The following is a 14178-nucleotide window of genomic DNA, read 5'->3' as shown; positions in this document are numbered from 1 at the left end:
GGGGGGCGACCGGTCCGCCTGCTGACGCCGCCTCAGTTGCCGTCCCAAGCACCCGGGCGGGACACGGCGAACTCCCGGACGTCGGGTTGTCCGACGCGGAAGTCACGCAAGTCGCAGTTGCGGCAGCTCCAGCCCTCCCAGCCACGCTTGACCACCATGTGCAGGCAGGCGTCGTAGTTGGGGCAGTACAGGTTGCGCTGCGCCTGGACGGACTCCTCGTCACGCAGGGCGGTGGGCAGAGGGCTGGGGCACGGGGTGATGGACACGGCGAATCTCCCGGATGGGTACGTCAAGGGTCGGCCACTCCCCCCGGCGCGTCGGAACAGGTTGTCGGGACTTCCATTCCCGACCGGAAAGTAAAAGACCCGCCCCCGCATGTGCGGAGACGGGCCCCTGAAACCTTTAGCGTCTTCCACCGCGACGGAAAGCCGTTTCAGGCCACCGAAGCGGAGGTGGACGCCTGACTCTTGCTGTCGGTCAAGGCATCACCTCCTTTCTTGAGGCCGGAACAACTAATCGCCCCCCTGATTTCGCGCCACTTTCCGGTGCGATGAGCGAAGGACGCGGAGGGTAGGCGGCCGTTCAGGCCGCGACGAACTGGCGCTCGACCAGGCGGCGGTAGAGGCCGTCCTGGCCCATGAGGCTGGCGTGGGTGCCGCTCTGGACGATGCGGCCCGACTCCAGCACGAGCACGCGGTCCACGTTGGCCACGGTGGACAGGCGGTGGGCGATGACGAGCGTGGTGCGGCCCTTCATCAGGCGCTCCAGCGCGTCCTTCACCAGGTGCTCGCTCTCCGCGTCGAGCGCGCTGGTCGCCTCGTCGAGGATGAGCAGGCGGGGGTCCTTGAGCACCGCGCGGGCGATGGCGACCCGCTGCTTCTGGCCGCCGGACAGCTGCACGCCGCGCTCGCCCACCTGGGTGTTGTAGCCCTCCGGGAAGCGCTGGATGAAGTCGTGGGCGTTGGCGGCGCGCGCGGCGTGTTCGACCTGGGCGTCGGTGGCGTCGGGCCTGGCGTAGCGGATGTTGTCCGCGATGGAGCAGGAGAACAGCTGGGGCTCCTGGGCCACCATGCCGACGTTGCGGCGCAGCCACTCGGGCTCGAGCGTGGTGAGCGGATGTCCGTCCAGCACCACCGCGCCGCCCTGCGGGTCGTAGAAGCGCGACATGAGCGAGGCGAGCGTGGACTTGCCTCCGCCCGAGGGGCCCACCACCGCGACGACCTCGCCGGGCTTGAGCTCCAGGTCCAGACCCTGGAGCACGGGTACGTCCGCGCGCGTGGGGTAGGAGAAGCGCACGCCGCGGAACTCCACGTGGCCCTTCACCGACGGGAGCTGGTGGCCTCCGGCGGGGATGGCGGGCACGCGGTCCACCAGCTCGAAGACGCGCTCGGCGGCGCCGCTGGCGCGCATGAAGTCCGCCCACACCTCCGCCACCGCGCTCAGCGAGAGCGCCACGAGCGAGGTGTAGATGAGGAACGAGGTGAGCGCGCCCACCGTGAGCTCTCCGTCCACCACCAGGCGGCCGCCGTACCAGAGCATGGCCGCGGTGGAGCCGTACATGGCCAGCGAGGCGACGCCCATGAAGACGGCGGACTGGCGCGCGCGGTCCTTGGCCAGCGCCAGCGCGCGGTCCACCGCGGCGCCGTAGCGCTCCACCTCGTGGGCCTCCGCGGCGAACGAGCGCACGGTGCGGATGCCGGACAGGTCCTCCTCGGCGACCTCGCTGGAGGCGGCGAGCGCGTCCTGCACCTGGCGCGACAGCACCCGCACGCGCCGGCCGTACACCACCGCGCCGATGGCCACCGCCGGGATGAGCGCGAGCATCACCAGCGTCAGCCGGGGCGAGGTGAAGAACAGCAACGCCACGCCGCCCAGGGCCTGGAAGGTGTAGCGCAGCGTCATGGAGACGTTGGTGGTGACGGTGTTCTGCAGGACGCTCGTGTCCGAGGCGAGCCGGCTGGTGAGCTCTCCGGTGCGGCGCTCGTCGAAGAAGGCCACCTCCTGGGACAGCAGGCTCTGGAACAGGCGCTTGCGCAGCCGCGTCACCACGCGCTCGCCGGCGGTGCTGAAGAGGTAGGCGCGCAGCGCCATGGCCACCGACTGCACGACGAAGACGGCGAACATCACCAGCGCGATGGTGTCCAGCTTGTCGCGGCTGCGCGCGCCGAGCGCCTCGTCCACCAAATCACCGATGGCGCGGGGGAAGACGAGCGTGGCGGCGCTGCTGAGGAGCAGGAAGAGGGTGCCCACGACGAGCGTGGGGACCTCGGGCCGGGCGAGGGTGAGCAGGCGACCCAGCGTCACGCGCGAGGGGAGCCGGGGCTTGGCGGGTGACGGGCGGGCGGACACCGGCGGAGACTAGCGCGGAGTTTCCCGCTTCGCACGGCTCCCGGCTGTCGGAGCGGGTGGGAGGTGCTCATCCTTCCGGACACGGAGGTAGGCCATGGAGCAGCGCGTCTTCGGCGGTACCGGCAGGCAGGTTCCCGTCCTCGGGCAGGGGACATGGCAGATGGAGGAGGATGACCGCGACGAGGCCATCCGCTCGCTGCGCGCGGGGTTGGACCTGGGGCTCACGCATGTGGACACCGCGGAGCTGTACGGCCATGGCCGCGTGGAGGAGTCCATCGTCTCCGAGGCCATCGCCGGCCGGCGTCAGGAGGTCTTCCTGGTGTCGAAGGTGATGCCGTCCAACGCGACGTACGCGGGCACCCTGGCCGCGTGTGAGCGGAGCCTGAAGCGGCTGCGCACCGACGTGTTGGATTGCTACCTGCTGCACTGGCCCGGCTCGCATCCGCTGGAGGAGACGGTGCGCGCCTTCGAGAAGCTGGTGGCGGACGGGAAGATTCGCTCGTGGGGCGTGAGCAACTTCGGCGTGGCGGAGCTGGAGGAGCTCGTCGAGCTCGCGAAGCCGGAGCGCGTCGCGTGCAACCAGGTGCTGTACCACCTGGAGGAGCGCGCCATCGAACACGCGGTGCTGCCCTGGTGCGAGGCGCGTGGCATCGCGGTGGTGGGCTACAGCCCGTTCGGCAACGGGCGCTTCCCGCGTCCCGACAGTCCGGGCGGACGCGTGCTGGAGGCGGTGGCCCGCGCGCATGGCGTCACGCCCCGGCAGGTGGCGCTCCAGTTCCTGGTGCGGCGGCCCTCGCTGTTCGCCATCCCGAAGGCGAGCCGCGTGGCGCACCTGCGCGACAACGCCGCGGCCGCGTCGCTGAGGCTGTCGCGGGAGGAGCTGGCGCGCCTGGACGCCGCGTTCCCGCTGGGGGCCTACAGCGACGAGCTGCCGATGCTCTGACTACAGCAGGCCCTTCTCGCGCATGACGGCCTCGACCTTCGCGACGTCGGCGGGGATGTCCACGGCCACCGTGCGCCAGGAGACGCGGGCGCAGCGGATGGCGATGCCGTGCTCCAGCGCGCGCAGCTGCTCCAGCTTCTCCGTCTCCTCGAGCGGCGTGGGGGCCAGGTCGGCGAGGCGCAGCAGCACGTCGCGTCGGTAGCCGTACAGGCCGATGTGGCCCCAGCGGGGGACGGGGGTGCCCGTCTCGCGGGCGTGGGGGACCAGGCTGCGGCTGAAGTAGAGCGCGTCGCCGTTGAGCGCGAGCACCGCCTTCACCACGTGCGGGCTCTCCGCCTCGTCGGCCTCCAGGGGGCGCACGAGGGTGCCCATGCGCACGGCGGTGTCGTCGAAGAGGCCGGCGAGGGCCTCGAGCGCGGCCGGGTCGACCAGGGGCTCGTCGCCCTGGACGTTCACCCAGACGTCCACGTCCGGACGGGCGCGGGCGACCTCGGCCACGCGGTCCGTGCCGGTGGCGCAGGCGGGGCTGGTCATCACCGCGCGGCCGCCGAAGGACTCGACGGTGGCGCGGATGCGCTCGTCGTCGGTGGCGACCCAGACCTCGTGGAAGACGCCTGCTTCCTGACAGCGGCGCCAGACATGCTCCACCATGGGACGGCCGGCGATGAGGGCGAGCGGCTTGCCCGGATAGCGGGTGCTGGCGTGACGGGCGGGGATGACGGCGATGGTGCGCGAGGAGGGCATGGCACACTCCGTCTATCAGATTCAGAACGGACGCTGGCCCCCGGATGGGTGGGCGCCCCGCAGCCACTAGGCATCCGACCCGGCGTGCCTAGCTTGGCTGGCGACATGAAGAAGGTCATCCACATCGTCGGCGCGCGCCCGAACTTCATGAAGGTCGCGCCCATCCACCGCGCCATCGCCGCGCGGAATCAGCTCCAGCAGGTCCTGGTCCACACGGGACAGCACTACGACGTCAAGATGAGCGACGTCTTCTTCTCGGACCTGGGGCTGCCAGCGCCCGAGGTGCACCTGGGCATCGGTTCGGGGAGCCACGCGCAGCAGACGGCCAAGACGATGGTGGAGCTCGAGCGGGTGTTCCTCGAGCACAAGCCGGACCTGGTCTCCGTCGTCGGTGACGTCAACAGCACCGTCGCCGCCGCGCTCGTGTCGTCGAAGCTGGGGATCGCGCTCGCGCACGTCGAGGCGGGCCTGCGCAGCTACTCGCGGCACCAGCCGGAGGAGATCAACCGCGTCGTCACGGACCGGCTGTCCGACCTGCTGCTCACGCCTTCTCGCGACGCCGACGCGAACCTCCTGAAGGAGGGCGCGGACCCGGAGCGCATCCACTTCGTGGGCAACGTGATGATCGACTCGCTGCTCGCCTCGAAGGAGCGGGCGGACCAGCTGCCCGTGCTGAAGACCCTGGGCGTGGAGCCTCGCGGCTACGCGGTGTGCACGCTCCACCGGCCGTCCAACGTGGATGACCCGAAGCTGCTCGGGGGGCTGCTGTCCGCCATCGCGCACGTGGCTTCGCGCGTGCCGGTCATCTTCCCGGTGCACCCGCGCACGCGGAAGATGATTTCGGAGCAGGGCCTGGGGTCGTGGTTCGAGCGCAGCCCGAACCTGCGCCCCGTGGACCCGATGGGCTACCTGGAGTTCCTCGCGCTGACGTCGCAGGCGAAGTTGATCCTCACCGACTCGGGCGGTCTGCAGGAGGAGACCACGGCGCTGGGCGTGCCGTGCCTCACGCTGCGCGAGAACACCGAGCGCCCCATCACCGTGGAGCAGGGCACCAACGAGGTGGTGGGCACGGACCCGGACCGCATCCGCGAGTCGGCGGACCGCGTGCTCGATGGTCAGGGCAAGAAGGGCCGCATCCCCGAGTACTGGGATGGGCGCTCCGGCGAGCGCATCGCGGACCTGTTCGCGCGCTTCCTGGGCGTGAGCGACGACGCCCGGCGCGCGGCTTCGGCGTGAGCGTGTGACGGCGCACGGTGGGGCTCGTGTGGGCTTCACCGTGTGGCGCGTGCCGCCTCGGCGCCAGGATGTGAGTGCGCATGTGATGGGGGCCCGTGTGGGCTTCACCACGTGGCGTGTGCCCGCCTCGGTGTGACGTTGTGAGGGCGTAAGCGACGGGGACATGTTTGGGCTTCACCGTGTGGCGCGTGTCTGCATCCGCGTGAGGCTGTGACCGCGTACGCGGCGGGGGAGTGAGGACTCCTCCAGGTGGCGTGTTTCCGCAGGGGCTCGTCGACGTCGGCGTGAAGCCGCTTCGATGCGCAGGTCCTTCTGTTTCCGCGCTGGCTCGGGTGGTGCCTCGTCGTGAGGCCTCCCGACCCTGAAGGGTTCGGACTGTGCGCCGTCCCGCGCCGTGTTAGAGCGCGGAGGTGATGCACGGCGAGAAGGATTCATCGGCGGAGGACTCCTCCCCTGAGCAGGAGCCCTCCGAGCAGGGGGGCTCGAGTCGTGCGCCCGCGTCGGACGCCGCTCCCGAGGGCTTCGTCGACATCTCCTTCGTCGTCGAGCCCAACTATGCGGGCTGGCGCCTGGAGGACTACCTGGGCCAGAAGCTGCGCCGCATGCCGCGCGAGCGTCTGGCCGGCATCATCCTGCGCGGCGTCCGCTGCGAAGGACGGCGGCTGAAGCCCTCCACGCCCGTGTACCCTGGCTTGGCCTTCCGCCTGCGCCGCCCCGGCAGCGAGGAGCCGGAGACGCCCACCACGCTGCCCGTCGTCTTCCAGGATGAGTGGCTGCTGGTGCTCGACAAGCCCGCGGGTCTCCCCATCCATCCGACGGCGCGCTACCACAAGGGCACCCTCGTCTCCATCCTGCGCGAGCGCTTCGGGGAGCGCTTCGCCGAGCCCGCGCACCGTCTGGACCGCGAAACCAGCGGCCTGGTCGTCTGCGGTCGCACCACCGAAGCCTGCCGTGTGCTCGGCCGGCTCTTCGTCTCGCGCGACGTGCACAAGGAGTACCTCGCCCTCTGTGAGGGACATCCTCCCGAGGACACCTTCACCGTGGATGCCCCCATCGCCGAGGGCACCGAGCTCATCCGCATCGCCGTGCGCATCGACGCCGTCGAGGGCAAGCCGAGCCGGACCCGCTTCCAGGTGCTCCAGCGCTTCACCCGCGATGGTGAGCCCTTCGCGCTCCTGCGCTGCTTCCCGGAGACGGGACGTCAGCACCAGATTCGCATCCACCTGCGTGAGGCGGGCTTCCCGCTGGTCGGTGACAAGATGTACGGCCCGGATCCCGGCTACTTCGACCGCTTCAGCAAGCACAGCCTGGAGCCCGAGGCCTGGTCTCGACTGCGACTGCCCCGACACGCCCTGCACGCCGAGCGCATCGTGTTCCCGCACCCCGGCACCGGCGCGGAGGTCTCGTTCTCGGCGCCGCTCCCCTCGGACCTCGCGGACTTCATCGCGGGCGCGCCCCTGCCGCCTCCGCCCTCCACGGCACCCAGCCGTTGAAACGACGAAGGCCCCCGACCCGATGAAGGGCAGGGGGCCTGGGGCCTCACGCGCGCATGCGCGGCGTCAGGCGGTGAGCTTGTTGGCTTCCTGTCCGGAGCCGGCCATCTCCCCGAGCAGGTACTGACCGGAGAAGCACGCCGTGCAGAAGCTGCCCCGGCTGGGGTCGCCCACGGCCTCGCCCAGGCCCTCGATGGAGATGTAGCCCAGCGAGTCCGCCGTGACGTAGCGGGCAATCTCGTCCGTGCTGTGGCTCGCGGCGATGAGCTCCTGCCGGCTGGGCGTGTCGATGCCGTAGAAGCAGGGCCACTTCGTCGGCGGCGAGGAGATGCGCAGGTGTACCTCCAGCGCGCCGGCCGCCTTGATCATCTTCACGATCTTGCGGCTCGTCGTGCCGCGGACGATGGAGTCGTCCACCACCACCACGCGCTTGCCCTTGATGACGTTGCGCACCGCCGACAGCTTCAGCTTCACGCCGAAGTGACGGATGGACTGCTGCGGCTCGATGAACGTCCGGCCCACGTAATGGCTGCGGATGAGCCCCACGTCATACGGAATCCCGCTCTGCTGCGAGAAGCCGATGGCCGCCGCCACGCCCGAGTCCGGCACCGCGATGACCAGGTCCGCGTTCGCCGGCTGCTCGCGCGCCAGCTGCATGCCCATCCGCTTGCGCACCTCGTACACGCTGTTGCCGAACAGCACCGAGTCCGGCCGCGCGAAGTACACCTGCTCGAAGATGCACCGGCCCAGTCGCGCCGGCTCCGCGAACGGCTTGCTCGTGCGCATGACGCCGTTCTCGATGACCAGCAGCTCACCGGGCTCCAGCTCGCGCACCACGTCCGCCTCGATGAGGTCCAGCGCCGTCGTCTCGCTGGCGAGCACGTACGCGCCTTCCTTCATCCGCCCGAGCACCAACGGCCGGATGCCCAAGGGGTCCCTCACCGCGACCAGCTTGTTCTCGGTGAGCACCAGCAGGCTGTAGGCGCCCTCCACCTTGCGCAGGGCCTCCACCAGCTTCTGCTCGAAGCTCCCCTGTCGCGAGCGCGCGAGCAGATGGAGGATGACCTCCGTGTCGGCGTCCGACTGGAAGATGGCTCCGTCGGCCTCCAGCTTCTCCTTCAGCGCCGCCGCGTTGACCAGGTTGCCGTTGTGCGCGATGGCACACTGACCGCCCGCGTACTGCACGAAGAGCGGCTGCGCGTTCTTGAGCTGGCTGCCGCCCGCCGTCGAATAGCGCACGTGGCCGATGGCCGACTGACCGGGCAGGCCGGCGAGCACTGGCGCATCGAAGATGTCGGCCACCAGCCCCATCTGACGGTGGGCCCGCAGGCCATGACCATCAGAGGCGACGATACCCGCGGACTCCTGCCCGCGATGCTGCAGGGCGTGCAGCCCCAGGTACGTCAGGTTGGAGGCCTCGGCGTGTCCCGTGATTCCGAAGATGCCGCACATGGCGCGCTGCCTTACTCCTTTCGGGCGGTGAGCGGAACAGGAACGCACGCCCCTCTGGTGGGTATTCCACCCGTCACCGGAGTCGGCCGATGTGGGCAGACGAGCCTCGCGGCGAGTGCCGCATGCCGTTAGTCTGCGCACCGCATGGTGTTTCCACGACGAGCCTCCTGGCGTTCCCTGTTTCCCCTGGTCTTGCTCACCGTGGGTGCCGCTTATGCATTGGGTTCCTGGAACTGGTGCGGCACGTGGGCGGAGCGCGCGCCGGTGCTGCTGTCGCAGGTGAAGGGCGAGGGGCCGCTGCGCGCGGGCGCGGCGAAGGTGGCCCTGGCGCCGCCGTTCCCGGTGGTGGTGGCGGGGTACTCGCCGCCGCGTCCCGACGCGACGCAGTCCGACCCGCCGCTCCATGCGCGCGCGGTGGTGTTGGAGGCGGGGGGCTCACGCGTGGGGCTGGTGTCGCTGGAGCTGCTGCTCGTCACGGATGTGGTGACGGCGCGGGTGCGCGAGCACGCGAAGACGCTGGGGCTGCAGGATGTGTTGGTGCTGGCCACGCACACGCACTCGTCGCTCGGGGGCTATGACTCGCGGCTGGTGTCGCAGCTCGTCGGCACGGGGCGCTATCGGGAGGACTCGGAAGCGACGGTGGTGGCCGCGGCGAGCGCCGCGCTCGGGCAGGCCGCCTCCTCGCTCACGGACGTGACGCTGGAGCTGGGGGAGGCGAAGGAGTCCTCGTATGTCTACACGCGCTCGGGTGGCACCGCGCCGGATGGGACGCTGACGCGCGCGGTGCTGCGCGGTGAGGCAGCGCCCGTGGCGGAGCTGCTCTTCTTCGCGGCGCACCCGGCGATGGTGCCTCGGCAGCGCGCGTACGTGGACCCGGACTATCCGGGCCGCTTGAGCACGCTGCGCGAGTCCGAGGGCAGCGGCGTGACGCTGTTGTTGCAGGGCGCGGTGGGCAACGCGTCCGTGGCGTACTCGGAGGGGCAGGGGCTGGAGCGGGTGTCGGGCTTCGCGCGGGCTTTGTCGGAGCTGGCGGGCAAGGCGCCCCTGGCTTCGGCGGGGCCGTCCGTGCGGCTGTCGCTGGCGCGCGCGGAGGCGGTGATGCCCCGGCCGGATGCGTCGCGGCTGGTGCCGGCCTTCACCCGGGCGGCTGGGGATAACTTGTTGTGCAGCTCCGCCGAGCGCGTGGCCGAGGTGTCCGCGTTGGTGTTGGGGCCGCTGGAGCTGGTGACGGTGCCGGGCGAGCCCACGGTGGACGCGGGCGCGGAGCTGGTGCGGCGCACGGGAGCCTCGGGCGTGCTGGGGCTCGCGGGGGGCTACGTGGGCTACGTGGAGACTCCGGACCTGGTGAACGCGAAGGGCGGAGAGTCGCGCAGGCAGTACTTCGGGCCCGCGTTGCTGGAGCGTCTGGGCGTGGCGGCGGAGCTGGCCGCGAGCACGGCGGGCTTCACGCGCTGACGGTGGTGTCACCCGCGTGCATGCGCTGGATTGCACTCGTCCTGGCGTGCTGGGTGTGTCGGGCCCCGGATTGACAGGCCGCGACGCGGTGGCCTGAAGTCCCGCGGGAGAGGGGGGGATTTCCGATGCAACTGCGATGCGTGGTGGGCGTGCTCGCCGTGGTCCTCGTGGGGCTGCCGGCGTGGGGGCAGCATCTGCCCGAGTCTCCCGGAGACAGGGACTCCGCCTCGTTGTCTCCTCCCTTGGTGTCCGTGCCGGACGCGGCGGTGCCCGAGTCCTCCGCGCAGGCTCGCTCCGCGTCACTCGCGGCGCATCCTTATCGACGTGGCACGCACCTCTCCCTGGGCATCTTGTTGGGCGGCGCGGGGCTGGTGTCGGGCGCCATGGTGGGGCTCGTCGCGGGCAACTGGCTGGCAGGCTGTGCTGGCTTTCCCTGCTGGAACAGCGTGGGGCTCGCGTTCTCGCTGGGGGTGGGCTCGTCGCTTGGCGCGGCCAGCGATGTCTACCTCTCGGGGCGATGGCTTCAAGGGGAGGGCAGCTTCGGCTACACGCTGCTGGGCGCGGCGATCGGCGCGATGCCGTCATCATTGCTGCTCAACAGCAACAGCCCCGGTGTGGCGACCATCGGCGTGCTCAACCTGGTCGTAACGCCCATCCTGGGCTCGTTCGTCGGTTATCGCCTCTCACACTCCTCCACGGTGCGCGCGCGGGAGCGCAGGCTCTCGCAGCAGGTGGTCGTGGTGCCCTCGTTCGCCCGGACGAAGGAGGGGAGCCTCGTGGGTGGATTGGCGGGGCGGTTCTGAACGTCGTGCGGTGGACGGCGTGACGCGCGTGATGGTGCGCGCGGCGCCGCGTGGCGGACAATGCGCGTCCACCTTCACCGTGGAGCGCAGATGAGCCCGTCGGACCCTCGCATCACCCTGGAAGTGCGCGGACACCTTGCCCTCATCGGCATCCACCGGCCGGAGAAGCGCAACGCGTTCGACGTGGGCATGCTGCGCGGGCTCTCGTCCGCGGTGACGGAGGCGGACCGGCATCCGGACGTGCGGTGCATGGTCATCTTCGCGGTGGGCGACCACTTCTCGGCGGGGCTGGACCTCGCGAGCGTCGCGCCCGCGCTCTCCAGCGGCGAGCCGCTCTACGCGGAGGGGTTCATCGACCCGTGGGGCATCCAGGGACCGCCGCGCACCAGGCCCCTGGTGCTCGCCGTCCAGGGACTGTGCCTCACGCTGTCCATCGAGCTTGTGCTCGCGGCGGACATCACCGTGGCCTCGGAGGACGCGCGCTTCGGACAGATTGAAATCAAGCGCGGCATCTTCCCGTTCGGCGGCGCCACGGTGCGCTTCCCCCAGCGCGCGGGCTGGGGCAACGCCATGCGGTGGCTGCTCACCGGCGATGAGTTCGACGCGCGCGAGGCCTACCGCATCGGCCTGGTGCAGGAGGTGGTGGAGCGCGGCCGGCACCTGGAGCGGGCGCTCGCCTTGGCGGAGACGGTGGCGAAGCAGGCCCCGCTGGGCGTGCAGGCGACGCTCGCGTCCGCGCGACAGGCGGTGCACGAAGGGCCCGACGCAGCCAGGGCCGCGCTGCTGCCCCGGCTGCTGGAGCTGGTGAAGACGGAGGACGCCGCCGAGGGCGTCCAGTCCTTCCTCGAGCGCCGCGAGGCCCGCTTCAGCGGCAAGTGAAGCGGACATGCGGGGCCCGGGGACGGTCCGTCAGAACTTCTCGAACTTGGACTTCTCCTTGCGCTTCTTGAAGAGCAGCGCCGTGCGGCCCAACAGCTGGGCCAGCTCGGCGCTGGTGCCCTCGGCGAGGCGCGCGGCGGCTTCCTGGCGCGACTCGGGGCCCTCGTTGATCTTCACCTTGATGAGCTCGTGGTCGTGCAGCGCCTGCTCGACGGCGGCGATGACGCCCTCGGTGACGCCGGATTGACCGACGATGACCACCGGCTCCAGGTGGTGTCCGAGCGCGCGCAGATGGCGGCGTTGCTTCCCGGTGAGCGACACGTTGCTGTCTCCTTCGACTCCACCCGCGGGGCCCCTGGCCCCTCCGGATGGGGGGCGCACCCTACTTCTTCTGGGCCGCCATGCGAATCTCCCGCTGAGCGTCGATGTGGTCTGGCTGAAGCTCCACGGTCCGCTTGAAGTGCTTCAGCGCCCCCGCGGTGTCTCCCGTCAGCTTCGCAATCACCCCGAGGAAGTAGTGCGCCGGCGCACACCGCTCGTTGCGCTTGATGGCGTTCTGGATTTCCCGGAACGCCTCCGGCTGCGCCGCCTTCTTGTCCGTCGCCGTGAAGAACCGCGCATAGCCCCGCCAGGCGTAGAACTCCGCCTCCTCGGCGTTGAGCTGGATGGCCTCGTTCAACATCTTCACGGCCTCCGGGAACTTGCGCGCCTTCACCAGGATGCACGACTTCTGGAAGAGCTCCTCCGCCATCAGGATGGCGTTGATGTCCACCTCCGCCCCGGCGCCACCACTCTTCAGCTCCTCGAGATAGGCCGCCCGGCTCTTGTCGTCGGACAGCGTCCGGTACGCATCGCCGATGTAGGCGAACACCTCGGCCTTGAGCTTCTCGAGCTCCGGCGGCGCCCCCTGCGGGAGCGTGTCCGGGTGGTACAGCTTGGCCAGACGGAAGTAGGCGACCTTGACCGCGCTGCCGTCCGCCTGCTCCGCCAACCCGAGCCGCTGGAAGTGGTTCTGCTGCTTCAACGCCATCGCCAGCTGCTTGAGCGCCGGAATCTCGTCGGCGCCCGGCGGAGGGCCGGAGACCGTGGGCGGCGCCGGACGTGCTGCCGCGGCGGGCGCGGGGCTCGCCGGACGGGCTGGCGCCGCTCCGACGACGGGCGGCGGACGGGGGGCCGCGGCGGCTCCAGGAGGATTGCCCGGACGGGCCGCTGCCGGCGCGGCGGCACCCGGCGGATTGCCCGGGCGCGCGGCCTGCGGTGAGCCCGCTCCCGGGGGATTCCCAGGCGCGGCGGTCGGAGCCTGTGCCCCCGGTGGCGGGGCCGGGCGGGGCGCGGCCGTGGGACCCGCGGTGGGCGCTGGACCGGGCTGCGCGGCGGCCGTGGGGCCCGCCACCGTCGCGGGGGCCGGGCGCGCGGCCGCGAAGGACACCGCGTCCAGCTCGCGCAGCAGGAAGGCCAGGCGCAGCAGGTGGTCGGCGTCCTGCGGGAAGTCCGCGAGGAGCTGCGACACCGAGCGCACTCCATCGATGACCGTGAGCGCGCGAACCTCGTGCGGCGTCAGCCGCAGCTCGCTCGCGGCCACCATCCCACCCGACTTCATGATGGGCAGGTTGAGCACCGGCATGAGCCGACGCTTGATGTCCGCGGAGGGCATGCGGCGCACCGTGTCGCTGAGCACCGCCCACCGGTTGCCCAGCGGCATGGCCTTGTTGCCCGCCAGCTCCCGCAGCTCGAAGGCGAACATGCCGGACTCGGCGCGCAGGCCCTTGAACAGGATGCTGGAGGCTCGCTGCGCCAGAATCGAGAACGCGCTGGCGGGCTGGAGCAGACCGAGTCCGAAGAGCGCGGCGAGCAGGTCTCCGCCGAAGCGCTCCTTGGCGGACTCGGCTTGCTGGAGCTGCTCGGGCGTGAGCAGCCGCGCGCCCATCAGCGACGTGCCCAGCGAGTCCTCGGGGTGGTTGGAGTCGACGAACTCCGGGTTGCCCTTGCGGAAGTGAATCAGGGTGACCCGGTCCGTGAGCGCCAGCTTGAGCAGGCCCGTCTGCTCCGCGGAGGCGATGCGGCCGAAGAGGTTCAGCGGCGAGGTCTGCTCGAGCTGCCCCTGCGAGGGCATCGCGTAGGGCGAGGACTCCGTGGAGACGGCGGGCGCGGCTGCCGTGGAGGGGAAGGGGGCTGCTGGAGGGACGGCTCCCGCCTGCGGCGTGGCGACCTGGGGCTGTCCGGTGGCCGCGTTGGGCGGCGCGACGGGCCGTGCGACGGCTCCGGGGGCTCCGGGGGCCGCACCTGGAACTTGAGGCCGTGCGGCCTGCATCGGGTTGCCTTGCGCCCGAGGATCCCCCGGTCGAACCCCTGGACCCGCCATGGGGACCCCTGGGCCCGCCATGGGTGCACCTGGGCCTGCCATGGGGACCCCTGGTCGAGCCACGGGCGCTCCCGGGCCTGCCATCGGGGCTCCTGGGCCCGCCATGGGGACACCAGGGCCCGCCATGGGGACACCTGGACGCCCGGTTGCACCGGGCCCCGCCATGGGCGCACCCGGGCCCGCCATGGGGACACCTGGACGCCCGGTTGCACCGGGCCCCGCCATGGGCGCACCCGGGCCCGCCATGGGAACTCCTGGGCGTGCGATCGGCGCGGCACCTGGCCCCGCCATCGGCGCGGCACCTGGCCCCGCCATCGGCGCGGCACCTGGCCCCGCCATCGGCGCGGCACCTGGCCCTGCCATCGGCGCGGCACCTGGGCCCGCCATCGGTACTCCCGGTCCCGCCATCGGCACGCCCGGACCGGCCATGGGCGCCGCACCCGGCCCCGCCATGGGCACACC

12 protein-coding genes are annotated in these 14178 nt (G+C 71.3%); 6 read left to right on the top strand and 6 right to left on the bottom strand.

Annotated elements, in window-relative coordinates; translation table 11 throughout:
- Nucleotides 1–32: 32 nt before the first annotated feature.
- Nucleotides 33–266, bottom strand: a complete 234-nt coding sequence (locus OWM54_RS14955; RefSeq protein WP_141328710.1) for a hypothetical protein — start codon at nucleotides 264–266, stop codon at nucleotides 33–35.
- A gap of 316 nt (nucleotides 267–582) precedes the next feature.
- Entirely contained in the window at nucleotides 583–2349 is a 1767-nt protein-coding gene (locus OWM54_RS14950) for an ABC transporter ATP-binding protein (RefSeq protein WP_267697928.1), read from the bottom strand.
- Between the two features lie 94 nt (nucleotides 2350–2443).
- Between OWM54_RS14950 and OWM54_RS14945 the strand changes: the two genes are divergently transcribed.
- Nucleotides 2444–3292 (top strand): aldo/keto reductase, encoded by an 849-nt coding sequence (locus tag OWM54_RS14945; protein ID WP_223746170.1) that lies wholly within the window; start codon nucleotides 2444–2446, stop codon nucleotides 3290–3292.
- On the opposite strand, the gene kdsB is transcribed toward OWM54_RS14945, so the two are convergent.
- Nucleotides 3293–4036, bottom strand: a complete 744-nt coding sequence (gene kdsB / locus OWM54_RS14940) for a 3-deoxy-manno-octulosonate cytidylyltransferase (protein WP_267697927.1) — start codon at nucleotides 4034–4036, stop codon at nucleotides 3293–3295. It abuts the gene before it with no gap.
- A 105-nt stretch (nucleotides 4037–4141) separates the two neighbouring features.
- Between kdsB and wecB the strand changes: the two genes are divergently transcribed.
- Both wecB and OWM54_RS14930 read left to right on the top strand, forming a co-directional pair.
- A complete protein-coding gene (gene wecB / locus OWM54_RS14935) occupies nucleotides 4142–5272 on the top strand; it encodes a non-hydrolyzing UDP-N-acetylglucosamine 2-epimerase (protein WP_141328718.1) in 1131 nt (376 codons plus the stop codon).
- Between the two features lie 413 nt (nucleotides 5273–5685).
- A complete protein-coding gene (locus tag OWM54_RS14930; protein ID WP_223746171.1) occupies nucleotides 5686–6765 on the top strand; it encodes an RluA family pseudouridine synthase in 1080 nt (359 codons plus the stop codon).
- Nucleotides 6766–6831: 66 nt separating this feature from the next.
- Here the strand turns inward: OWM54_RS14930 and purF are convergent, their stop codons facing one another.
- Complete coding sequence (gene purF, locus OWM54_RS14925) at nucleotides 6832–8217, bottom strand: amidophosphoribosyltransferase (protein ID WP_267697926.1); 1386 nt, start codon at nucleotides 8215–8217, stop codon at nucleotides 6832–6834.
- 144 nt (nucleotides 8218–8361) lie between these two features.
- Between purF and OWM54_RS14920 the strand changes: the two genes are divergently transcribed.
- The 3 genes from OWM54_RS14920 (at nucleotide 8362) to OWM54_RS14910 (ending at nucleotide 11354) form a co-directional block, all read left to right on the top strand.
- Entirely contained in the window at nucleotides 8362–9672 is a 1311-nt protein-coding gene (locus OWM54_RS14920) for a neutral/alkaline non-lysosomal ceramidase N-terminal domain-containing protein (RefSeq protein WP_267697925.1), read from the top strand.
- A gap of 125 nt (nucleotides 9673–9797) precedes the next feature.
- The gene (locus tag OWM54_RS14915; protein ID WP_267697924.1) at nucleotides 9798–10475 is read left to right on the top strand and encodes a hypothetical protein; all 678 of its coding nucleotides are present in this window, start codon (nucleotides 9798–9800) and stop codon (nucleotides 10473–10475) included.
- 90 nt (nucleotides 10476–10565) lie between these two features.
- On the top strand, nucleotides 10566–11354 hold the full coding sequence (locus tag OWM54_RS14910) for a crotonase/enoyl-CoA hydratase family protein (protein WP_223746175.1): 789 nt from the start codon (nucleotides 10566–10568) through the stop codon (nucleotides 11352–11354).
- A 30-nt stretch (nucleotides 11355–11384) separates the two neighbouring features.
- On the opposite strand, the gene yhbY is transcribed toward OWM54_RS14910, so the two are convergent.
- A complete protein-coding gene (yhbY, locus tag OWM54_RS14905) occupies nucleotides 11385–11675 on the bottom strand; it encodes a ribosome assembly RNA-binding protein YhbY (protein WP_141328741.1) in 291 nt (96 codons plus the stop codon).
- A 61-nt stretch (nucleotides 11676–11736) separates the two neighbouring features.
- Entirely contained in the window at nucleotides 11737–13467 is a 1731-nt protein-coding gene (locus OWM54_RS14900) for a J domain-containing protein (protein ID WP_223783433.1), read from the bottom strand.
- Nucleotides 13468–14178: the final 711 nt, after the last annotated feature.

Origin of the sequence: Myxococcus sp. MISCRS1 (genome assembly GCF_026626605.1) — a bacterium.
Lineage (GTDB): Bacteria > Myxococcota > Myxococcia > Myxococcales > Myxococcaceae > Myxococcus > Myxococcus fulvus.
This window is presented reverse-complemented; position numbering and strand designations above follow the sequence as displayed.